Origin of the sequence: Paenibacillus sp. SYP-B3998 (genome assembly GCF_010820665.1) — a bacterium.
Taxonomy (GTDB): Bacteria; Bacillota; Bacilli; order Paenibacillales; family NBRC-103111; genus Paenibacillus_E.
In genome coordinates, this window is the sequence record NZ_JAAIKC010000005.1 from 373,974 (window position 1) to 396,097 (window position 22,124).

20 protein-coding genes, 1 rRNA gene and 1 other RNA gene are annotated in these 22,124 nt (G+C 45.6%); 20 read left to right on the forward strand and 2 right to left on the reverse strand.

Annotated features, from left to right (window positions below; genetic code table 11):
* Positions 1 to 102 precede the first annotated feature (102 nt).
* Positions 103 to 2,196, reverse strand: a complete 2,094-nt coding sequence (locus GK047_RS16390) for a transglycosylase domain-containing protein (protein ID WP_163948795.1) — start codon at positions 2,194 to 2,196, stop codon at positions 103 to 105.
* Positions 2,197 to 2,480: 284 nt separating this feature from the next.
* Between GK047_RS16390 and speE the strand changes: the two genes are divergently transcribed.
* The 3 genes from speE (at position 2,481) to argS (ending at position 5,626) form a co-directional block, all read left to right on the forward strand.
* Complete coding sequence (gene speE, locus GK047_RS16395) at positions 2,481 to 3,308, forward strand: polyamine aminopropyltransferase (protein ID WP_163948799.1); 828 nt, start codon at positions 2,481 to 2,483, stop codon at positions 3,306 to 3,308.
* A gap of 228 nt (positions 3,309 to 3,536) precedes the next feature.
* Positions 3,537 to 3,947 (forward strand): YwiB family protein, encoded by a 411-nt coding sequence (locus GK047_RS16400; protein ID WP_163948802.1) that lies wholly within the window; start codon positions 3,537 to 3,539, stop codon positions 3,945 to 3,947.
* A 5-nt stretch (positions 3,948 to 3,952) separates the two neighbouring features.
* Positions 3,953 to 5,626, forward strand: a complete 1,674-nt coding sequence (gene argS, locus GK047_RS16405; protein WP_163948805.1) for an arginine--tRNA ligase — start codon at positions 3,953 to 3,955, stop codon at positions 5,624 to 5,626.
* A 118-nt stretch (positions 5,627 to 5,744) separates the two neighbouring features.
* Here argS and GK047_RS16410 read toward each other — a convergent pair whose 3' ends face one another.
* Complete coding sequence (locus GK047_RS16410; protein ID WP_163948808.1) at positions 5,745 to 6,902, reverse strand: S8 family peptidase; 1,158 nt, start codon at positions 6,900 to 6,902, stop codon at positions 5,745 to 5,747.
* A 425-nt stretch (positions 6,903 to 7,327) separates the two neighbouring features.
* Here GK047_RS16410 and rpoE point away from each other — a divergent pair, with 425 nt between their 5' ends.
* The 17 genes from rpoE to GK047_RS16495 all read left to right on the forward strand — a co-directional run.
* A complete protein-coding gene (rpoE, locus tag GK047_RS16415) occupies positions 7,328 to 7,894 on the forward strand; it encodes a DNA-directed RNA polymerase subunit delta (protein ID WP_163948811.1) in 567 nt (188 codons plus the stop codon).
* A 321-nt stretch (positions 7,895 to 8,215) separates the two neighbouring features.
* Positions 8,216 to 9,817 carry a CTP synthase gene (locus tag GK047_RS16420; protein WP_163948813.1) on the forward strand — a complete coding sequence of 534 codons (1,602 nt, stop codon included), beginning with the start codon at positions 8,216 to 8,218 and terminating at the stop codon, positions 9,815 to 9,817.
* A 163-nt stretch (positions 9,818 to 9,980) separates the two neighbouring features.
* The gene (locus tag GK047_RS16425; RefSeq protein WP_163948815.1) at positions 9,981 to 10,373 is read left to right on the forward strand and encodes a response regulator; all 393 of its coding nucleotides are present in this window, start codon (positions 9,981 to 9,983) and stop codon (positions 10,371 to 10,373) included.
* A gap of 132 nt (positions 10,374 to 10,505) precedes the next feature.
* A complete protein-coding gene (fba, locus tag GK047_RS16430; RefSeq protein WP_163948817.1) occupies positions 10,506 to 11,360 on the forward strand; it encodes a class II fructose-1,6-bisphosphate aldolase in 855 nt (284 codons plus the stop codon).
* 162 nt (positions 11,361 to 11,522) lie between these two features.
* Complete coding sequence (locus tag GK047_RS16435) at positions 11,523 to 12,782, forward strand: UDP-N-acetylglucosamine 1-carboxyvinyltransferase (protein ID WP_163948901.1); 1,260 nt, start codon at positions 11,523 to 11,525, stop codon at positions 12,780 to 12,782.
* 65 nt (positions 12,783 to 12,847) lie between these two features.
* Entirely contained in the window at positions 12,848 to 14,149 is a 1,302-nt protein-coding gene (rho, locus tag GK047_RS16440; protein ID WP_163948819.1) for a transcription termination factor Rho, read from the forward strand.
* 93 nt (positions 14,150 to 14,242) lie between these two features.
* A complete protein-coding gene (locus GK047_RS16445; protein ID WP_163948821.1) occupies positions 14,243 to 15,517 on the forward strand; it encodes a radical SAM family protein in 1,275 nt (424 codons plus the stop codon).
* A gap of 120 nt (positions 15,518 to 15,637) precedes the next feature.
* Complete coding sequence (gene rpmE, locus GK047_RS16450) at positions 15,638 to 15,835, forward strand: 50S ribosomal protein L31 (protein WP_163948823.1); 198 nt, start codon at positions 15,638 to 15,640, stop codon at positions 15,833 to 15,835.
* A gap of 91 nt (positions 15,836 to 15,926) precedes the next feature.
* Complete coding sequence (locus tag GK047_RS16455) at positions 15,927 to 16,328, forward strand: hypothetical protein (RefSeq protein ID WP_163948826.1); 402 nt, start codon at positions 15,927 to 15,929, stop codon at positions 16,326 to 16,328.
* A gap of 67 nt (positions 16,329 to 16,395) precedes the next feature.
* Positions 16,396 to 16,659: signal recognition particle sRNA large type (gene ffs, locus GK047_RS16460), an RNA gene on the forward strand.
* Positions 16,660 to 16,819: 160 nt separating this feature from the next.
* Positions 16,820 to 18,256: an ATP-binding protein gene (locus tag GK047_RS16465; protein WP_240343987.1), complete on the forward strand. Its 1,437-nt coding sequence runs from the start codon at positions 16,820 to 16,822 to the stop codon at positions 18,254 to 18,256.
* Between the two features lie 78 nt (positions 18,257 to 18,334).
* On the forward strand, positions 18,335 to 20,083 hold the full coding sequence (gene dnaX / locus GK047_RS16470; RefSeq protein WP_163948829.1) for a DNA polymerase III subunit gamma/tau: 1,749 nt from the start codon (positions 18,335 to 18,337) through the stop codon (positions 20,081 to 20,083).
* Positions 20,084 to 20,103: 20 nt separating this feature from the next.
* Positions 20,104 to 20,415: a YbaB/EbfC family nucleoid-associated protein gene (locus GK047_RS16475; protein WP_163948832.1), complete on the forward strand. Its 312-nt coding sequence runs from the start codon at positions 20,104 to 20,106 to the stop codon at positions 20,413 to 20,415.
* Positions 20,416 to 20,457: 42 nt separating this feature from the next.
* Positions 20,458 to 21,054: a recombination mediator RecR gene (gene recR, locus GK047_RS16480; protein ID WP_163948834.1), complete on the forward strand. Its 597-nt coding sequence runs from the start codon at positions 20,458 to 20,460 to the stop codon at positions 21,052 to 21,054.
* A 142-nt stretch (positions 21,055 to 21,196) separates the two neighbouring features.
* Entirely contained in the window at positions 21,197 to 21,475 is a 279-nt protein-coding gene (locus GK047_RS29725) for a DUF2508 family protein (RefSeq protein ID WP_346010346.1), read from the forward strand.
* Complete coding sequence (locus GK047_RS16490) at positions 21,465 to 21,758, forward strand: pro-sigmaK processing inhibitor BofA family protein (RefSeq protein WP_346010347.1); 294 nt, start codon at positions 21,465 to 21,467, stop codon at positions 21,756 to 21,758. Before GK047_RS29725 ends, GK047_RS16490 begins: the two co-directional genes overlap by 11 nt.
* 304 nt (positions 21,759 to 22,062) lie before the next feature.
* A 16S ribosomal RNA gene (locus tag GK047_RS16495) occupies positions 22,063 to 22,124 on the forward strand; the annotation flags it as partial.

A 22,124-nucleotide genomic window follows, 5' to 3' on the forward strand; every position in this document is an offset into this window, starting at 1 on the left:
ATACTAGACCCTAGTGTATGTTACCTCATATACTAGGACAGCAAAAAGGCAGACTAAGACGCGCTTAGTTCTGCCTTTTTGTGTTGTCGGAAGGTGAATGCACTAGTCGTTCCACCAGCGCTTCAGATCGTTCCACCAAGAGCTGTTTTTGCCTTTTGGCGTTCCTTTTTTAGGATCTTTTTTAATTTCATTTGCCTGTTTATCGGTACAGTAGGCAGTAGGTTCTGTGCCAGTGAGGAATGCCTCCATACGGTTACTGGGACAATCTTCATTGGACAGCTTGCCGCTGACCGGATCGATATAGACGGTGGCCACGCCCTCTGGAATCGGGAACAGCTTGGGGGGGATCGCCTCTAGCGTTTGTTCCGTAAACTCGGCGAAGATCGGTGATGCCATGTGTGATTCGACACTGCTGATGTCACGGTCTTTGTCATAACCGACCCATACCGCTGTTGCTAGCTCTGGCGTGAAGCCGACTAACCAAGCATCCGTATCCGTTGTGCCGGTTTTCCCGGCAATCGGTCGTTTGATCGTATTGGCAACGCGATTGCCAGTCCCCCCCTCTTCGAAAACACTTTCCATTAAGTTCGTCATGACATAAGCGATAGCGGGGTCAAGGACCTTTTCGGATTTCGGCTTCGCTTCATATAAAATCTTTCCGTTCGCATCCTCGATACGTTCAATGGCAGTCGTCTCATTGTGAACGCCTTGATTAGCGATCGTTCCGAAAGCAGACGCCATCTCCATCGGGCTCACGGGGAAGGAACCAAGAGCCAACGAGGGGAGCGGCTTCATCGAGGAGGCGATGCCTAGCTTCCGCGCCAACTCAATAACCTTTGCGGGTCCCACATCAAGAATCGTGTGCACAGCATAGATGTTATCCGACTTCGAAATCGCTTGGCGCATGTCAATATTCGTATTCACATACTGATCATTGAAATTACGTGGTGTGTACGTCTGCCGTCCCTCATCATAGGTGAATACCGTGGGCTCGCTTTTGACCAGCGTTGCGGGGGTATATCCGTTTTGCAAAGCGACCATATACACGAATGGTTTAAACGAAGATCCTGGCTGGCGCGTATTGGAGAGCGCACGATTGAACTGAGTATCCGAATAGTCGCGTCCCCCAACCATTGCCTTGATCGCGCCTGTTCGGGGATCGATAGCGACGAGAGCGGCTTGAATGTCGGGTTTTCCGGCTAATTGTTTGGTGATGATATCCTCGGCGATCTTTTGCGCATTCATATCGAGGGTTGTAAATATTTTAATGCCGCCTTCATCCAACTGTTCTTCCGGAATTCCGAGTCTATCTGTAGCCAAGGTACGGATATAATCACGGAAGTAAGGGGCCGAAGCGGGCTTCTTTTTCGTTAACGGCTGTATGACCAGCCTCTCTCTGGCTGCCGCGTCTGCTGCGGATTGGGTAATAAAGCCGCTGCGCACCATCGTTTGCAGCACAATCTTTTGTCGATCCATGGCATTGGTCAAATCGTAGTAAGGTGAATAGTACCGGGGACCTTTGGGGACACCCGCCACCATTGCGCTTTCAGCTAACGTGAGTTCGCTGGCATGCTTGCCAAAGAACAGCTCAGAAGCGGTTTCGATGCCATACGTCGAATGGCCGTAATAAATCTGATTCAAGTAATTCGTCAGAATCTCATCTTTACTAAGCTGCATTTCCATTTGAATGGCGAACACGGTTTCTTTAATTTTACGTGACCAGGTGCGGTCGTGATTTAAATATAAGTTCCTCGCTAATTGCTGGGTGATCGTTCCCGCACCCTGTACTTTGGCCATTGCCTGTACATTTACAACTGCCGCTCGCGCTACTGCTTTCACGTCTACGCCGAAGTGATCGTAGAAATGCTGATCTTCAACGGATAGAGTAGCTTTGATGAGATAAGGCGAGATATCTTTAAGCGCCACCACCTGCCGATTTTGACCGGAATAAAAGGTATCAATGAGCTGACCATGGGCATCGTACATTTGAGAAGTTTGGAGCATTTTTGTAACGGGGAGCGTTTGAGAACGCAAGTAGATCAGACCCGCTGCAGTCACAATGAGAAGAATAACAAAGGAGGAAAATAGGAAGGAGAACATTTTCTTGATACGGCGCATCCAGCGCATGGAAGCAACCTCTTTATCCTTCTGGGAACTGGGCGAACTAGCCGGGGTAGGACGTTTGTTGTCGGACATGCTCCATTCCTCCTTTCCATTTACCTTAAAGTCGTTACTCTCCAGTATGGAAAAGCATGGCAATGCATATTCAACGAATTGTAAATATTTTTTGTTAAATCGGTAAAAAACCTAGGAAAATATTGCATTTTGGGGGTAATGAACTATAATACAATTTGTGTGTATGAGGGGACTGGAAATGAGCACGTTCTTCTGCATGACAATCCCATCTTGTGGAACACTGTTAAGGACTTGAAATTTCAGGATTTATTCATCCAATATAGAAGCGAAAGAAGGGCATAAGCATGGATTTGTGGTACACAGAGAAACAAACGGATAGCTTTGGCATTACGGCGAAAGTGAAAGAAACTTATGTAAGAGAACAAACCGATTTCCAAGACCTAGCGATGATCGAAACAGAAGAGTGGGGCACGATGCTCACTTTAGATGGTATGGTTATGACAACGGTTAGAGACGAATTCGTCTATCATGAAATGGTTGCACACCCTGCACTCGTTACGCATCCGAATCCGGAGAACGTGCTTGTTGTTGGCGGCGGCGATGGCGGTGTTATTCGTGAAATCATGAAACACCCCAAAGTGAAGAAAGCGGTTCTGGTTGATATTGATGGCAAAGTCATTGAGTACTCCAAGAAATATCTCCCAACGATTGCTGGCGAATTGGACAACCCTCGCGTTGAAGTTATCGTTAATGATGGCTACATGCACATTCACGATCATAAAAATACGTATGATGTTATCATGGTAGATTCCACAGAGCCTGTTGGGCCAGCTGTCGAATTGTTCTCCAAAGGTTTCTATCAAGGGATTTTCGATGCATTAAAAGAAGATGGGATTTTCGTTGCCCAAACGGACAACCCTTGGTTTAAAGCAGATTTGATTCAAACCGTTAACCGCGACGTGAAAGAAATTTTCCCAATCGTACGCGTCTATGGGGCAAATATCCCAACGTACCCAAGCGGCCTTTGGACATTTACACTAGGCAGTAAAAAGCATGATCCGCTTCTTGTTGAAGAAGCTTCCATTCCAGAATTCCCAACGAAGTACTACACGCCACGTTTGCACAAAGCGGCATTCGTGCTGCCAAGATTTGTCGAGGATCTTGTGAAGTAATCGTTTCACTGAGAAGACTATAAAAACCGTCTGCGTGCTTGGAATTATCAAGAAGCGCAGACGGTTTTTTTGTGCAAGAGTCAAGTGAGTAGTGTCATCATAGGGCTGCTAACGATCTTTCTTGTCTGCATTGAATTGTCAGACCTTATATTATACACTAATACCTAACTTGCCTTATCTTGACATAAGGCGCAAGCAAGCCCAAAGGGAATAGGAGAATGTCAGACGATGACGGCTAAGCAACGCGTGCGAATCCGAATCGAGAGTCGAAGCGGAAGCGAAACTACCGTGCAGAGGGCGCGAGGGGATCTCTATCGCAAAGGAAATCATACGTATATCCGATATGAAGAAGAACCTAACGAACTTGGACGAACGGTAACGCTCATTAAGCTGGAGGAGAACCAAATTCGAATCATTCGGCAGGGCGACGTGCAAGCGGAGCAAACCTTTGTCGTCGGCGAGAAGCGAATCGGCTTCTACCAAACGCCTCAAGGCAGATTGGAACTCGAAATCGAGACTCATGAGCTTACATCGGAGGCCGAAGCAGGTATCGGCATTACAAGGTGGAGCTATGATTTATATGCATCAGGCACACATGCAGGCAAATATCGAATCAAGTTGTTGATTCAGGGGGAGTAACTAGAATGGATGTTATAAACGAAGTGAAAGTAATTATTAAACAAGCGATAACGAACGCCGTCATAGCTGCGAGGATAGTTGAAATTGAGCAAATGCCTGAGATTATACTCGAGGTACCGAAGGATAAAGCGCATGGGGATTTCGCGACGAATATCGCTATGCAGCTTACCCGTATCGCCAAGCAGAATCCAAGACAAATCGCCGAGCAAATTATCGCTAATCTGCAAAAAGAGGAAGCTAACATAGCATCAGCGGAAATCGCTGGACCAGGCTTTATTAACTTCAAAATGAATAAAGTCTATTTGTACCCGCTCATCAAAGAGGTGTTAAGCCAAAGTGAGCGCTACGGGGCAAGCAACATCGGACAAGGTCTCAAAGTACAAGTCGAGTTTGTTAGCGCAAACCCAACAGGTTCCCTTCATTTGGGACATGCTCGTGGGGCGGCGGTTGGTGATGTGCTATGTAATGTGCTTGATCTCGCTGGATATGACGTATCACGCGAGTACTACATCAACGATGCAGGCAACCAAGTTGTAAACTTGGCCAAATCTATCGAAGCCCGTTATCTACAAGCGCTTGGTCAAGACGCCGAGATGCCTGAAGACGGCTATTTCGGGGAAGATATTAAAGGTTTTGCCACAGATCTTGTAGCCGAAAAAGGCGACCAACTGCTTAGTCTTGCTGAAGAGGAGCGTCGTTCATTCTTCCGTACGTATGGACTTGAGAAAGAACTCGATAAAATTAAGCGTGACCTCGGTCGCTTCCGTGTTCATTTCGATCATTGGTTCTCAGAAACGTCGATCTACGAGGACAACCTGATTCCACCCGTGCTCGAAGAACTGCGAAACAATGGGCATGTGTATGAAGAAGAGGGCGCTACATGGTTGAACACAACGCCGCTTGGCGACGATAAGAATCGCGTCTTGATCAAAAATGATGGCTCTTTCACTTACTTAACGCCGGATATTGCCTACCACCGGAATAAATTTGAGCGCGGCTACGACCGCTTAATTAATATTTGGGGCGCAGATCACCATGGCTACATCCCACGGATGAAAGCTGCTATGACGGCGTTGGGTTTTGAATCCGATCGACTCGTCGTGTTGATCGCGCAGATGGTAAGTCTTTTCCAAAATGGGGAAAAGGTGAAGATGTCCAAGCGTACCGGCAAAGCCGTTACGATGGAGGATCTCATGGATGAGGTCGGCGTCGACCCGATTCGTTACTTCTTCGCGATGCGAAGCATGGACTCGCATCTGGACTTTGACATGGATCTTGCGGTTTCGCAATCTAACGAAAATCCTGTGTTCTACGTGCAGTATGCACATGCTCGTATTTGCAGCATATTCCGTCAGGCAGAAGAGCAAAATATTGCGATTCTACCGTTAGAGCAAGTAGACTTATCCCTTCTGACCTCAGAAGCCGAATTCGACTTGCTGCGCAAAATCGGCGAGCTTCCGGAGGAAATAGCGATTGCCGCTGAGCAGTACGCGCCGCATCGATTGATTCGTTATGTCTATGAAGTGGCAAGCCAATTCCACAGCTACTACAGAGGCCATTATGTTATCACGGAAGACGCAGCTTTGACTCAAGCGCGCTTGGCGCTGCTTGGCGCATTGCGTATAACTTTGGCCAACACGCTTCGCGTGGTCGGCGTATCGGCTCCGGAGCGGATGTAGATTCCACTCCTTAACATCCAAGAGGCTCCCTTTTACAAGGGGGCCTCTTGTGTTTCTATACCTGTCCGCGCAGCTGGTATGCAGGGCCTCCGTACCCGGCTTTTGCGCCGGGTACGAGCTATTTCAGTGCGCTTAGGGCGCGTCGGGCATTGATTTGCCCAGGGCGCCAGCGCGCACTTTCGCGCTTGCTGAGGCTGCTTGCACAGCGCCTCACGATGTTCTTGATTTGCGTTGGGCTGAGGCTCGGCTTGATGGATAGCATCAAGGCGATAACGCCGCTGACATGGGCGGTAGCCATCGAGGTGCCGCTCAACTCATTATATTTGCCGTTAAGCCAGGAGGAGTAGATACGCTCGCCTGGCGCGTAAACATCAATTTGCTTTCCACGGTTGCTGAAAAGAGCTATTTTGCCTAAACGCGTTGTTGCTCCAACCGAGACGACTTGCGGGAACCGAGCCGGGTAATCCACCGTTTTCCGTTTACCGTCATTTCCGGATGAAGCCACAATGATTTTGCCCTTGTAATACGCGTTCATTACGGCATGTTCCAGAGAGCGATTATAGGTTTTCATGCCAAAGCTCATGTTAATTACATCAAGGTCGTTTTGAACACACCAATCAATGCCTGCGATAATGTCGGATACATAAGCGCTTCCGTTGTAGTCGAATGCTTTAACTGGGCAGATGATAGATTTGGGGGCAACGCCAACAATTCCGGTATGCCGACCTGCAGCGGCAATCGTTCCCGCGATATGCGTCCCATGACCGTTGTCGTCAAAGGGCAGCATGCTGGGGTTTAATAAATTGATCCCCCGAGAAATTGAATTTCTCAAATCGGGATGATTATAGTCGATACCTGTGTCAATGACCCCGATTCGCACACGTAGGCCCGTTGCTTTACTCCAAGCTTCTGGTGCGCCTATCTGATCTACTCCCCAAGGAATGATGTGGGTGCCTGCGATGGTGCTTCTACGCTTAGCGGTTGTTTTCTTTCCGACGATCTGATGAACGGTAACCTTGGTATCCTCTTCAATGATATGCGCACCAGAGATAGCCTTTAGTTTGGTGTCAGCACGTAAAGTGCAAGAAAACGCATGGATGATGCCGAGATCGCGGACTTTGGAGAGGTGGACTAGGCTGGATTTCAAACGCTTCAGCTGTGAACTACAAGCATAGTAATCCCTTGTTGATGAGAAGTGGATGATATGCTTTTTACCAGCATGTTTGGTGAGACCAATTTCCTCATGAAGCAGATGAAGAAAGGTGGCTGTATCCATAGTGCCATCCCCCCGTGACAGCGTAGAATCGAATCTCCCCTATCCTATGTACAGGTCATCCTGCCTGACCGTGTCATCGCCTTTTTAAGAAATAAATGGGTGCAAAGCCGTGGCATATGCTTAGGTTTTACATAGGATAAACAGAGAGGCGCAGCAGGATGCCTCTTTCTCAAGTGGTGGAAACGGATGTGTTTTGGGCACGCTGTTTCCAACGGATACAGTCGCAGGCGGAGGGGGGCCTCCGCTTGTTTAATTTGTCTGGGCTTGTCCATCAGCCCTTTCTGGGTAAGGATTTTGGGCTTGTCGAAGGTCGAATTGAAGTGGATAGTTGCAATTTTAGAAAAAATAGGTTTTACTTAATGAAGATATTGGTTATGGTAGATAAAAGAACCTTGAAGAAGACGGTCGAAAGGGATGTGCCTTAGATGAGTAGCGAATATACACTCAAAATCACCACCGAACAGGCGAAAGAAATGCCAATGGTGGATTTGGCGTTCGAATTGCTGAAGTCGGCGAACACGCCGTTTTATTATCGTGACCTGATGACGGAAATTGCTAAAATTAAAGGGTTATCTGAGCAGAATGTCATGCAGGTGATTGCCCAACTATATACGGAAATCAACATCGATGGACGTTTTGCTTGTGTGGGTTCTAATCTTTGGGGACTTAAGCGTTGGTATCCGGTTGAGAAATCAGATGATGCGGTAGGAAATGCGAAGCGTCCAAGAATCATCAACGATGAAGATGATGATCTGGATGAAGACATTTATGCTGAGGAAGAAGATACCTACGCCGAGGAAGAAGACTACGATGCTTTCGGCAAGGAAACCGAAGAAGAAGAGGAAGCGGAAGAAGATAACGAATTCTTTGAGGATGAAGAACTCGAAGAAGAAGATCTGGGCGAGGCTGGTATTGAAGGAGCCGACGAGGATCTGGAGGAAGAAGAAGAGGAAGAAGATTCCGACTTCGAGGAAGAAGAGGAAGAGAAATAACTTGTCTTGACAGCCCCTGTACGTTCAGAGTAAACTATTGCATGGGCTTTAAAAGAATCTTAACATTTCGCGAGAGCGTTCGAAAAGTGCCCCGTCACTACGGGTGTCACTTTTTTTGTTTTTTTGTAGGTATTTTAAACGGTTTTATCATGAAATCTCTCATTTTGCGGAAACTAAAAGATCGACGTAACCCTGCGTAAAAAGCCAGGCGACTGGCGTTAATAAGCAATTGCTTAAACTTCTAAGCTTTTCGCATACAAACGAAGCAAATGCTTGCGACGTAAGTTTTTACACACAAAAAACTCATAGGAGGCGTACATAGTGACAAAATACATTTTCGTTACGGGAGGCGTAGTTTCTTCCCTTGGCAAAGGAATTACGGCAGCTTCCTTAGGAAGACTGCTTAAGAACAGAGGTCTGAAAGTTACGATTCAAAAGTTTGACCCTTACATTAACGTGGACCCGGGGACAATGAGTCCTTACCAACACGGTGAAGTATTCGTAACGGACGACGGTGCAGAAACGGATTTGGATTTAGGCCATTATGAACGTTTTATTGATATTAATCTGTCCAAGAGCTCGAACGTAACATCTGGTAAGGTGTACTCTTCCGTTATTACGAAGGAGCGCAGAGGCGAGTATCTCGGAGGTACTGTACAGGTTATTCCACACATTACGAATGAAATCAAAGATCGCGTTCTTCGTGCTGGCCGTGAAGCGCAATCGGACGTTGTCATCACGGAAATCGGTGGCACTGTGGGCGATATCGAGAGCCTGCCTTTCCTTGAAGCTATTCGTCAAATGAAAAATGACATCGGACGTGAGAACGTGATGTACATTCATGTTACGTTGATCCCATACATTAAAGCTGCTGGTGAAGTGAAGACGAAGCCAACGCAACACAGCGTGAAAGAACTGCGTGGTCTGGGTATTCAGCCACATGTCATTGTTTGCCGTACCGAGCACTCGCTTACTGAAGAAATGAAGCGTAAATTGGCGCTATTCTGTGATATTGATCCTGCGGCTGTTATTGAGTGTAAGGATGCTGAGACGCTATATGAAGTGCCAATGATGCTGCGCGAACAAGGACTGGATGATTATGTCGTCAACCATCTGAAGCTTAGAACGAATGAGCCTGATATGACCGAATGGGAAAGTCTCGTACGCAAGGTCAAATCGTTAACTCAGAAAACAGAGATCGCGATTGTTGGTAAATATGTTGCTCTTCATGATGCTTACCTTAGTATTGTAGAAGCACTAGGTCACGCGGGGATCGATAATGATTCCGAAATTAGCATCCGTTGGGTGAATGCGGAAGAAGTTTATGACCACAATGTAGATGAGTTACTGAGCGGCGTACAGGGTATTCTTGTGCCCGGCGGTTTTGGTGATCGTGGGATCGAAGGTAAAGTATCGGCTATTCGGTATGCGCGGGAGCAAAAAATTCCTTTCTTCGGCATCTGCCTTGGGATGCAAGTTGCTGTTATTGAATATGCGCGCTCTGTCACGGGGCTTGACGGTGCCAACAGCTCGGAGATTAACCCGACAACTGCATATCCGGTTATCGATTTACTGCCGGAGCAGAAGGATATCGAGAATCTAGGCGGCACGATGCGTCTTGGTCTATACCCTTGTAAGCTCGTTCCAGGGTCACTAGCGGCCTTGTCTTACAATGATGAGTTGGTTTATGAGAGACATCGTCATCGGTATGAATTTAATAATGAATACCGCGAGTTGATTGAATCGGCAGGTTTACGTATCTCTGGTACATCGCCAGACGGCAGATTAGTAGAAATGGTTGAGCTTCCTGGTCACCCGTGGTTCCTTGCGGTTCAATTCCACCCGGAATTCACCTCACGCCCGAATCGTCCACAGCCACTATTCCGTGGATTTGTTAAGGCCGCTCTGGAACTTAATAGCTAAGAGAGCAGCCTGTTACATCTATCTCTTCCTGTAAAGCGATTATTTGTAAAACTTTTCAATAAAGTTTGGGCCCACAGAAGGAAATCGAAAATGAATAGCGAATACCATATATTCACATAGAAAATGGGCAGTTCGTTATTCGTTTTCGGGAGGGGACCACGCTATGAAGAAGAAAGTATTGATTGTCGATGATCAAAACGGAATTCGTGTATTATTAATGGAAGTATTTAGCAACGAAGGATACGATACCTATCAAGCAGCGAACGGAAAGCTTGCTTTAGAAATTGTCAGGAATTCCTCACCCGATCTTGTTTTACTTGATATGAAGATTCCTGGTATGGACGGTTTAGACATTTTGAAGCATGTCAAAGCGATTGACTCTTCCATTAAAGTAATCATGATGACAGCTTACGGTGAGCTTGATATGATTAAAGAAGCGACGGATCTCGGAGCGATCATGCATTTCACGAAACCTTTTGATATTGACGAATTGCGCATGGCGGTAAATAAGCAGTTAAATAACGAATCGAACAGCAGCTTTGCGGTGGGATCCTAATCATTAGGGTCTTTTTTGTTTTCGAAAAACAAAGGGCTTGGTTATCATTTGAAAATTTATGTGCTATAATAACTCAGGTAATGACAAAGAGCGGTTTACGCATCTACTACGGGTTCTAGGAGGAAGAGAAACATGGCATTAGTTTCAATGAATGAATTTTTACCTAAAGCAAAAGCGAACAAATTCGCGGTGGGTCAATTTAATATGAACAACCTTGAATTCGCTCAAGCGATCGTTGACGCAGCGATCGAATTGAACTCCCCATTCATTTATGGTGTTAGCGAAGGCGCACTTAAATATATGGGTATCGAGTTTACGGTAGCGATTGCTGAAGCTGCAGCTAAAAAATCCGGACTACCGATTGCTCTGCATTTGGATCATGGAAGCTCCTTTGAAGTGGCTATGAAATGTATTCGCGCAGGATTCAGTTCCGTTATGTTTGACGGTTCCCACTATTCCTTCGAAGAGAACATTCGCTTGACGAAAGAAGTTGTTAAGGCTGCTCGCGCAATGGGCGTATCCGTTGAGGGTGAGCTTGGAACAATTGGCGGCGTTGAAGATGATATCTCCGTGGACGAAGAGCATGCAAACCTTGCAAAACCAGAAGAAGCAATCCGTTTCTATGAAGAAACAGGCGTTGACTGTCTGGCTATTGCTGTAGGTACAGCACATGGTATGTACGCAGGCGAGCCTAACATTCACTTTGATATTATTGAACAAGTTTCTAAAGCAATCCCAGTTCCAGTGGTACTGCACGGTGGATCCGGCGTTCCTGACGAAATGATTCTGAAATCTATCGCAGCTGGCGTTGGTAAAATCAACGTGAACACAGAGAACCAAGTGGCATGTACGGATGCAATCCGTGAAGCACTGAACAAAGATGGGAAAATTTACGATCCTCGCAAATATCTCACCCCAGCCCGCAAAGCCATGGTAGACGTGGTTAAATCCAAAATTCAATTATTCGGAAGCAGCAATCAAGCTTAATTCCAATTGTATAGATATTGTGGGAAATGCATCCATACTCAAACGGACGACAGATGTCGTTGCGTTTGAGTTATGATGTTGCGTTTCCCTCTTCTGTTTTTCATGGGACAGCTCTTTTCTGTTTCATAGCAAGTAGGTACCTGATGTAGGGGGAGTATCATGTTGGAGAAATTAATGGTGGTCGGAGGCCGTCCACTACGGGGAACGATTCAAATTAGCGGAGCTAAGAACAGCGCTATCGCTCTGATTCCAGCTGCGGTTTTAGCGGAAACGTCGGTAACTTTGGATAATCTGCCTCATCTAAGCGATGTGGCTACATATACAGAAATTTTGACGGATTTAGGTGCGACGATTGATTGGAATGAGGATCGGATGACGATTGATCCGAGTGCGATGAGATCTCTTCCAATGCCGAATGGCAAAGTGAAGAAGCTGAGAGCATCCTACTATTTAATGGGAGCATTACTAGGGAGATTTGGAGAGGCGACAATTGGACTTCCTGGTGGATGCAATTTCGAGCCGCGACCGATTGATTTGCACATCAAGGGATTCGAGGCGCTTGGAGCGGTAGTCAGCAATGAAAATGGCGCTTTGAAGATACGTGCCAAAGAATTACGGGGAGCTAAAATTTATTTGGACATGGCTAGTGTTGGTGCGACAATCAATATTATGCTCGCAGCATCTCGTGCCAAAGGTGTTACGATTATTGAGAATGCGGCTAAAGAGCCTGAAATTATAGATGTAGCAACTTTATTGAACTCAATGGGAGCCAAGATTAAAGGGGCAGGCACAGAAACAATTCGCATCGAAGGCGTTACTGAGATGCATGGCTGCCGCCATTCAATTATCCCAGATCGTATTCAAGCAGGGACCTATATGATAGCAGCAGCTGCAACTCGTGGTGATGTAACCGTGGATAATGTGATACCTAAGCATATGGAAGCCCTTACCGCTAAACTGCAAGAGATGGGTGTTCACATTTATGAGATGGATGAGTCTATCCGTGTTGTCGGTCAGCCTGAATATGAGAGTGTGGATGTCAAAGCGTTAGTGTATCCAGGCTTCGCAACAGATTTGCAATCTCCGATGTCTACGCTGCTAACACAAGCACGCGGAGTTAGCATATTAACTGATCATGTCTATAGCAATCGCTTTAAGCATATCCCTGAGCTTATACGCATGGGGGCGAAGGTGAAAGTTGAAGGTCGCTCCGCAATTATTGAAGGTTCTCAGCTTAGCTCGGCTAAAGTTAGAGCTACGGACCTGCGTGCAGGCGCTGCGCTCGTTCTTGCTGGTCTTAGTGTGAGGGGCGGCGGAATCACGGAAGTATCAGGCGTTGAGTTTATAGATCGAGGCTATGAAAATTTAGTGTTTAATTTGTCTTCACTCGGCGCAGAGGTTTGGCGCGAGAGCGAGGAATAAAGTTACAAGCAACAGGCAATGCTAGAATCCAATTGAAAATTTAATAGTTTGGTGGTTGAAAAGGAATGAGCATGCAACTTGCGGAGCTTGAATTACTCAAGCTTACCGAATTATATAAGCTGGCCAAGAAGCATCAGATTCCTTACTACGGACAGCTTAAGAAAAAAGAACTCATCTTTGCTATTTTACGTGCGCAAGCGGCCGAGAGTGGTCTAATGTTCATGCAAGGTGTCCTCGAAATTCTTCAGGAAGGTTTCGGTTTTTTACGGCCGATTAACTACCTTCCAAGTTCAGAGGATATCTATATATCCGCTTCTCAAATTCGGAAATTCGATTTACGTTCTGGAGATATTGTCTCCGGTAAATGTCGGCCTCCGAAAGAAAATGAACGCTATTTCGGCCTGCTACAGGTAGAGGCTGTAAATGGCGAGAAGCCGGAAACAGCTGCAGAGCGACTTCACTTCCCAGCACTGACGCCTCTATATCCGCAAACGCGAGTTACACTCGAAACAGAACCTAACAAAATATCGACCCGAATTATGGACTTGCTCGCACCAGTTGGGCTTGGACAACGTGGTCTGATCGTTGCCCCCCCTAAAGCAGGGAAAACATTGCTGCTTAAAGAAATCGCCAACAGTATCTCCACCAATTACCCGGAAATCGAGCTTTTCGTCTTGCTCATTGATGAGCGGCCTGAGGAAGTAACCGATATGCAGCGTTCCGTTAAAGGAGAAGTCGTCGCTTCTACATTCGATGAGCTTCCCGAGAATCACATCAAAGTTGCGGAGTTAGTATTAGAACGTGCGATGCGCTTAGTTGAACATAAAAAAGATGTTGTCATTCTCTTGGATAGCATCACGCGTCTGGCCAGAGCGTATAACCTTGTTGTGCCGCCAACAGGAAGAACACTTTCCGGTGGTATAGATCCAGCGGCTTTCCATCGCCCTAAACGGTTTTTCGGGGCTGCTCGTAACATTGAAGAAGGCGGCAGCTTAACGATTTTGGCAACAGCACTGGTAGAGACTGGTTCGCGTATGGATGATGTCATCTATGAAGAATTTAAAGGAACCGGGAATCTGGAACTTCATCTTGATCGCAAAATGGCTGAGCGCCGTATTTTCCCTGCCATCGATATTCGTAGATCCGGAACACGTCGCGAAGAAGCGCTACTCGGCAAAGATGAGCTTGAGAAAGTATGGGCTCTGCGCAAAGGCATGAATGACTCTCATGAATATACGGAAGCTTTTATCAAAAAGCTACGGGATACCAAAACCAATCAAGAGTTTTTAGACTCCCTATCTTCTCCCTCTGCTGGAACACCTGCTGCAGGTGGGAATAAAGGGAAAGTTAAAAACTCTGCATCCTAAGTAAAAATATGCGGACAAAGCGTTTTCATCGGAAACGCTTTGTCCTGCTTACGAAGAAAGTTTTCTGAGGAAAACTCGAAGGAGTACCCTGTTATGAATTTAGTGTATTCAGACTCACAAGGAAACGTCTTTGACCATCCCGATTTTTTGGCGCTCGGTCGAAACGCAGAAATGATTACGGAAATTTTGGAAGAAGAACTAATTCCGCTGCCTGAAGGGGCAACCTTGGTCAGTCTTCCGTTTACCCGACCGGTTGGGATTGATGCCAAGACGGGAGATATGAAGCTCGTCGAGGGGGACTATCATGCTGTCGGTGCATTGCTACCCCAAGGCTTCACTAGGCTTTTACTCCCGGGCTACATTAAGGCTGATAAAAGCAAATTACTTCCTCTATTTGGCTACACAGCTGTCGTATGGAAAGAAAATGGCTTCTATGTAGCGGCCCGTCAGACGGATAACCCGTATTACTGGAATCCAGTACATTGCGATCCAGGCGAGTTGGAGGTGGAGGTTAACCGTTTAGTTGCGAAGTATCCAGAAAATCGCCTCTACAAGCATTTATCGAACTGTGCGCTGGGGTATGAGTGCTTAACGGCTTCAAACACCTTTTTACAGCGTTGGGAAGGGGCTGTACCCGTTTCCTACTCTTGCAACGCTGGCTGCTTCGGCTGCATATCTGAACAACCAGATGATAGTGGTTTTCCTGCTCCCCAAACACGGATGAACTTCAAGCCGCAAGTGGAGGAGATTACACAGATTATGCTTGAGCATCTGCGTACACCAGAAAGCATCATCTCCTTCGGACAGGGCTGTGAAGGTGAACCTAGCACACAAGCTGTGATTATCATTGAAGCGATGAAACAAGTGCGTCAACAAACGAAAATGGGCTATATCAACATCAATACGAATGCGGGCCTTACTGACCATATCCGCGGCATCGTGGATGCTGGACTAGATCTCATGCGCGTTAGTACGATCAGTGCGCTGGATGACCATTACAATGCTTATTACAAGCCTAGAGCTTATACGCTCAAAAATGTCGAAAAGTCCTTGCGGTATGCTACGGACAAGGGCGTTATTACATCCATTAATTATCTTGTCTTTCCAGGGGTAACGGATCGAGAAGAAGAGATTGAAGCAATGATTGATTTTGTTCGTAGAACGGGATTGAAATTGATTCAAATGCGTAATCTAAACATAGATCCGGAGAGCTACCTCGGCATCATTCCGAAAGCAAAGAGTGAGCTTCTGGGGATGAAGCAGATGCTTGAGATTTTCGAAGAGGAACTACCTGATGTGGTTATTGGCTCTTACACCCATACGCCTGAGTTTTATAGCAGGGAACGGTCGCTTTTGGCCAAGCTCTAAGCCATTGCTTTCCTCATGATTTTTATTGCATCGTAACTTCATAACGTGATATAATGCGCTTGTATGTCAAATTAACTCTGTTTCAGCAAATGATTCAGGGCAGAAAGAGGTGAACCTAACATGAAAGCAGCGATTCATCCTACTTATCATGTAACCACAGTCACTTGTGCTTGTGGTAATGTGTTCGAGACTGGCTCCATTAAGCAAAATCTTCGTGTTGAGATTTGCTCAAATTGCCACCCGTTCTACACAGGTAAACAAAAGTTTATCGATGTTGGCGGACGTGTCGACAAATTCAAAAAGAAATACAACATCTAATTGGCATCAATTACTTGATTGTCAATCGGCATAAGACAACCTCCCTTGGTCATCCTAAGTTTAGGCTTAGAGTCCATAGGGAGGTGTTTTTATGTTTATTGGCATAAGAAATCTTACTGCAGCAGCCGTACTTATGGTGAGTCTTGTCGGATGTGGGGCTAATAACAGCCGAGCGACGCACGATAGTTCCTACAAAGCGCAGACGTACCAGAAGGATGGGTATCTAGGAATAACGAGCGTGAATCCGAATGACCCGCTGAACCCGACATATCATCATTATGAGGACGATACAGGGTTGATGAAGGCCGTGCTAGCGCAACTGCCAGGGATTGATAAAGCGATTATTTCAATAAACGGACCTATTGCTCGCGTGAAAATAAAACCAAAGCCTGAATTGACCGATGCCCAAGTCAATGAGTTACGTTCACAGGTGGAGACTGCGCTTGATACGAACATGCCACGGTACAATGTGAAGGTAAAAATGGAAAGATAGATAAGGTAACTTTTACACCTGCTGCTACGGTTGCTATTTACTATTGAATCGGCTATACTTATTTTTACCGTGCTAGACGGGGAGGTAGCGGTGCCCTGTAACTCGCAATCCGCTGTAGCGGGGTTGAATTCCTGTTAGAGGTACTGTGATGTGAGGTCTGACTTTTACACGTGGTGTTGAGAGTCGGGTCCTTCGCAATGAATGCTTGTGAACCCGGTCAGGTCTGGAAGGAAGCAGCCGTAAGCAAGATGTTTCATGTGCCGAAGGGTTGCCTAACTTGAGCTAACGATAAAAGCACGCTCGGATCTCTTTATCAATAACAGGTGCACGGCTTCTTTTTATATCTATAATCAAGCACAAACGCCATAGCAATGGCGTTTTTTCTTTTTTCTAGGGAAGGAAAATTCTGTATGTGAAGAGAATGTGTATAGCATCTGTATTTTTCTGAAAACGCTTGCGTGCTGGAGTGATAGAGAAAGGGTGCTGCTGAATTGTCAACTCATGAGGCTCAACATTACATGGTATCCATGGAAGAAGTGCGAAAGCTGCTGAATCACAGCATAGAAAGCAGTATGCTTATTGTGGATGAAGAAGAAAGTGTAATTATGGCCACTGATCAGTTGCTGAAGTTCTCAGGCTTCTCCGCAGAGGAGATTACCCATATGCCGTTCTCTCAATTTTTTAAGGTGAGGGCGACGCTACAAGAGCTGTACGATTTTTATTTTGGCCAAGAATCAGGGTTGGTAGAGTGGCCTCATGGCTTTCTCATGAATAAAAACGGTGAGATCACACACTATCAATTTTCAATGGTTAAGCTTGCTCGTGAAGAAAAGCAGTTATATTTAATGGTTTTGAAAAATCAATTAGAGGGTTCAGAGCTGAACTTGCTCCAGAGGTTTTCAGATGCTTTTCTTAAGGATGTTAATCTAGGCGTTTTGTTAATTAGTATGGATTTTACCTTGGTGGATATCAGTGATATGGCGTGCCGGATTCTGGGTATGGAACGTGAACATATTTTGAATATGCCCTTGGATGAAGTGTTTGCGACAGTTCCTTCCGAGCATCGTTTAGTGAATCGGACGATATTGAGAGGGATGGTTGTTCGCAACCATGCAGTTTCCTGGACGAATAATCATGAACGATTTGAGCTGCTGCTTGATTCTAATGTGCTTAAGGATAGCCAAGGCAATATGGTAGGAGCGTACATTATCTTCAAAGATGTAACGAATATGCGTTCCTTGGAAGAAATGGTTCAGCGAAGCGATCGACTTGCAATGATTGGGCAAATTGCGGCAGGTACAGCTCATGAAATTCGGAATCCCTTAACCTCGATAAAAGGATTTCTTCAGGTGCTTCGCCGTACCTTTGAAGTTCAGGGGATGGGGAAGGAGCAAAGCTACACCGAAGTGATGCTGACGGAAATCAATCGAATTAATGAATTGGTGAACGAGTTTTTGCTGCTAAGCAAGCCAAAGCATGTTTCGTATGAACGTATCGATGTATCTGAGGTACTAAGGGGTATACTGCCGATAATCAATAACGAAGCGATTTTATATAATGTGCATTTGCAATACGAGGCTTCCTATCACTTGCCGGAAGTTATGGCAGATCAGGAACTGCTTAAACAAGTTTTTTTGAATGTGTGTAAGAATGGCATTGAAGCGATGTCAGATGGAGGGATATTGACGATCTCAGAGAAAATAGATACGGCTGAACGAAATGTCTGTATTGATGTTCATGATACAGGAACTGGTATTCCGATGTTTGTGATTGATAAAATTTTCGATCCGTTTTTCACGACGAAGGATACGGGGACAGGGTTGGGGTTATCCGTGTGCCAACGAATTATCCATGATATGGGTGGCGGCATTCGTGTTTCATCCAAGGGCTTCGGGACAACGTTTACGATCAGTATTCCATACGCATGATCCTCTATTTCATCCCTGAAATGGTTATAGTATAATAAGTTCAATAGTTCTATACACGAATTATTGGAGAGGAACTTTATGGCACAACACATAGCACTATACCGAACATGGAGATCCCAGACGTTTCGTGAAGTTGTAGGGCAGAAGCATATAACGCAGACGCTGCAGAATTCCTTAAGAGAAAATCGCCTAACCCATGCTTACTTGTTTAATGGACCACGTGGGACGGGGAAGACCAGTACAGCCAAAATATTAGCCAAAGCGGTTAATTGCTTGAATGGACCTGCCGAGGAGCCTTGCAACGAGTGCTCCGCATGCTTGCGAATTACTGAGGGCGCCGTGATGGATGTCGTTGAGATTGATGCAGCCTCTAATCGTGGGGTCGAAGAAATTCGGGATATCCGAGATAAGGTGAAGTATGCGCCTACGGAAGTTCGTCAGAAAGTATATATCATCGATGAAGTGCATATGCTCACCACCGAGGCCTTTAATGCGTTGTTAAAAACATTGGAAGAACCACCCGCGCATGTTATGTTTATTCTTGCGACGACGGAGCCGCACAAGATTCCAGCTACGATCATTTCCCGATGTCAGCGTTTCGATTTTCGGCGTGTCTCGATGGAAGAGCAAGTTCAGCGGCTGCAATACGTGTGTCAACAGGAACACATTGGCATTACGGAAGAGGCGCTCCATTATATAGCTCGGCTATCTGATGGAGGCATGCGTGATGCGCTTAGCTTGTTGGATCAAGCAGCTTCTTTCGCAACTGGGGGGGTGCAGCTCTCTGATATCCTCTCGATTACAGGGGGCGTAGCTTCGGATCAATTTAAGAAGCTTGTGCTTGCTATCAAAGAAAAGGATCTTGGCGCAGCTCTCGAACTCGTGGATACTTTCATGCAAGAAGGTAAAAGCGCTGATAAATGCATCGAGAACTTAATTGATTACTTCCGTGATTTGCTCATGGTTCGTATGGTGCCGAATTCCCCAGTGATTACAGAACGCGTTTTTGACATGAGTGAGCTGAGGGAAGTAGCAGGTCACTTCTCGCCAGCTGAAATGATGTCCAACATCGAGATGTTGAATCATTATCAGAGTGAAATGAAATACTCCGTGCAACCGCAGACGCTTCTAGAAATTGCGATTATGAAGATTTCTGGGGGCAACAAGGATGTCGTGAATGGCGCTGTAGCTGGTGGGAATGTTGTGAACCCTGGGGCTGGATCGCAAGGTGATCTCTTCACCCAGATGAATAAAAAGCTGCAACAACTTGAAGAACAACTAGCAGGACTGGTAAAATCGGGATTAGCGGCTGCGCCTGCAGACTCCCTGAGTAAACAAGGCGCTTCACAAAGAGTGCCAGTTCCCTCCGTACCGACCAAGAAATCCGGTCTTAAATTAGATGGTTATCTCAAAGCGGTAGAATTGCCTGAGACTAAAACAATTCTGATGAAGTGGAGCCAAGTGCTCGGTTTAGTCAAAGAGAAAAAAATTACCGTTCATGCGTGGTTCGTCAATGGGGATCTTGTTTCTACATTGGATGACTCAGTATTGGTTGCTTTCAAGAATGAGATGCATCGCAACACAACGGAAAAGCCAGAGAACAAGCTCCTCATTGAACAAGTGCTTACCTCTGTGCTTGGCAAACCTTATCGATTGCTCACGATTATGCGCAAGGAATGGGATGATGCGCATAGCGAAGCATCGGCATCTCCTGAAATTATGGAGCTTCAGCCTGAGGACGGTTTGGGCGGTAAAGTGAAAGAAGAGTGGATATCCGAAGCGATACAGCTCTTTGGAGAAGATTTGGTTACAATAAAAGAAGACTAATAAAAAAGGAGCTACTTACCATGAATAACATGAACCAGATGATGAAGCAAGTGAAGAAAATGCAAGAGCAAATGATGAAAGCACAAGAAGAACTAGGTACAAAGTCAATTGAAGGAACTGCAGGTGGCGGTGTAGTTAACGTTATCGTCAATGGCCATAAGAAAATCCAAAGCATTACCATTAAACCAGAAGCGGTTGATCCGGAAGATGTAGAAATGCTGCAAGACCTTATTTTGACAGCTGTGAATGACGCGATGTCCAAAGCAGAAGAATTGGCGAACAAAGACATGGGTAAATTTACTGGCGGAATGAACATTCCTGGTCTATTCTAAACAACCACGAGCAATGAATCTGTTTGATGAAGGAGACTTCCGTTGTATTACCCCGAACCGATAGCCAAGTTAATCGATGCTTTCTCCCGACTGCCGGGAGTAGGCCCCAAAACGGCGGGCCGCCTAGCCTTTCACGTCCTTCGCATGAAGGAAGAGGATGTGACCGACTTCGCTAAGGCGCTAGTCAACGTGAAACGTAACCTTCACTATTGTTCGGTCTGTTGTAACATTACGGATATTGATCCCTGCCGTATCTGTCAAGATAAGAGCAGGGATGGCTCCGTCATTTGTGTTGTACAAGAGCCTAAAGATTTGGTAGCTTTGGAGCGGACCAAGGAATACGAAGGATACTACCACGTGCTGCACGGCGCGATTTCTCCGATGGAGGGGATTGGGCCTGATCAGATTCATATTGCTGAATTGCTCAAACGTTTGAGCGATGAAACTGTACAAGAGCTGATACTTGCTACCAATCCGAATATCGAGGGAGAAGCGACTGCGATGTACCTCTCGAGATTAGTTAAGTCTTTTGGACTCCGTGTAACCCGAATCGCGCATGGCCTACCAGTTGGAGGCGACTTGGAATATGCCGATGAAGTGACGTTGACTAAAGCGATGGAAGGTCGCAGGGAATTATAAATCCATAACGAGATTACCATAGGGAGCTGCAAGGCTCCCTTTTTGTTGTTTTTTCATAAAATGCAGCTAGAGTTCTAATCTTGCCGTTCCTTCAATATTTATAAAGTATCTCTTTATGAATATTAGAATGGAGGAACGGAATGTGAAACCAGCTTTGCAGTCGACAAGTGCTCAAGATAAAAAGAAGGTATTGACTAAACTTGATAAAGAATTGATCAAGAAGGACAAGCAAATGCTTGTTGCGGAAATACGTATTGCACATCAGAGTTGGCTTGCAGCTCAAGCCCATTTCGAGTTTGCAGTAGAGAAGGGTCAGGTAGACTATGCGATCTACGCTTTAGAAGCGGCAGAAAAGCGCTTTGAAATGTTAATAAAGCAGGCGAAAGAACTACGTATCAATTTAAGTGACAGTGATCATTAATGGAGGTGCAGTTGTGTATATCAAATATGTCATGTGGGGTTTACTTTCGCTATCCTCCTTGTTGCTCGTATTCACTTTATTCAGAAATAGGCGAGCCGGCAGATGGCTATCGACATTGGGGCTTAACATTGTTATTGCTGCTTTTATCTTATATGGAATGAATTTATTAAGTGAGTATACGAACCTCGAGCTGCCGATTAATACAACGACATTAGGAACAGTGACGGTTCTTGGCGTGCCAGGGATTCTTCTTCTTGTATGCTTGAAAATTTCGCTGCTTTAATGGAAGGAAAATACATTCACTTTTTGGGTTGACTCACTGAATGTATCTGTGGTATCTTATAAAAGTTGCCTCTGAGATGCAGGCGAAAGTAACTTGAGAATAACAAGTTGCAAAAGAATTGTAAGTGTGTTATAGTGAACTTCCGGCTTTCGAAAGAGAGTAGGATGAACAAGATAACCAAGTAATTGCTCTTTGAAAACTGAACAACGAGTGAAAGAAGCACGGTCGAGCAATCGATCAAAAAAGAGATGCAAATCTCGCTAGCAACGCAAATGAGCAATTAAGCTTTCAAATAGGTTTAACTATTATGGAGAGTTTGATCCTGGCTCAGGACGAACGCTGGCGGCGTGCCTAATACATGCAAGT

Excerpts from the sequence above, each read along its gene's own strand:
- rpmE (WP_163948823.1), top strand. The coding sequence starts at position 15,638 with ATGAAAGCAGCGATTCATCCTACTTATCATGTAACCACAGTCACTTGT.
- GK047_RS16445 (WP_163948821.1), top strand. The coding sequence starts at position 14,243 with ATGAATTTAGTGTATTCAGACTCACAAGGAAACGTCTTTGACCATCCC.
- GK047_RS16425 (WP_163948815.1), top strand. The coding sequence starts at position 9,981 with ATGAAGAAGAAAGTATTGATTGTCGATGATCAAAACGGAATTCGTGTA.
- argS (WP_163948805.1), top strand. The coding sequence starts at position 3,953 with ATGGATGTTATAAACGAAGTGAAAGTAATTATTAAACAAGCGATAACG.
- dnaX (WP_163948829.1), top strand. The coding sequence starts at position 18,335 with ATGGCACAACACATAGCACTATACCGAACATGGAGATCCCAGACGTTT.
- fba (WP_163948817.1), top strand. The coding sequence starts at position 10,506 with ATGGCATTAGTTTCAATGAATGAATTTTTACCTAAAGCAAAAGCGAAC.
- rho (WP_163948819.1), top strand. The coding sequence starts at position 12,848 with ATGAGCATGCAACTTGCGGAGCTTGAATTACTCAAGCTTACCGAATTA.
- rpoE (WP_163948811.1), top strand. The coding sequence starts at position 7,328 with ATGAGTAGCGAATATACACTCAAAATCACCACCGAACAGGCGAAAGAA.
- GK047_RS16455 (WP_163948826.1), top strand. The coding sequence starts at position 15,927 with ATGTTTATTGGCATAAGAAATCTTACTGCAGCAGCCGTACTTATGGTG.
- GK047_RS16400 (WP_163948802.1), top strand. The coding sequence starts at position 3,537 with ATGACGGCTAAGCAACGCGTGCGAATCCGAATCGAGAGTCGAAGCGGA.
- speE (WP_163948799.1), top strand. The coding sequence starts at position 2,481 with ATGGATTTGTGGTACACAGAGAAACAAACGGATAGCTTTGGCATTACG.
- GK047_RS16475 (WP_163948832.1), top strand. The coding sequence starts at position 20,104 with ATGAATAACATGAACCAGATGATGAAGCAAGTGAAGAAAATGCAAGAG.
- GK047_RS16390 (WP_163948795.1), bottom strand. The coding sequence starts at position 2,196 with ATGTCCGACAACAAACGTCCTACCCCGGCTAGTTCGCCCAGTTCCCAG.
- GK047_RS16410 (WP_163948808.1), bottom strand. The coding sequence starts at position 6,902 with ATGGATACAGCCACCTTTCTTCATCTGCTTCATGAGGAAATTGGTCTC.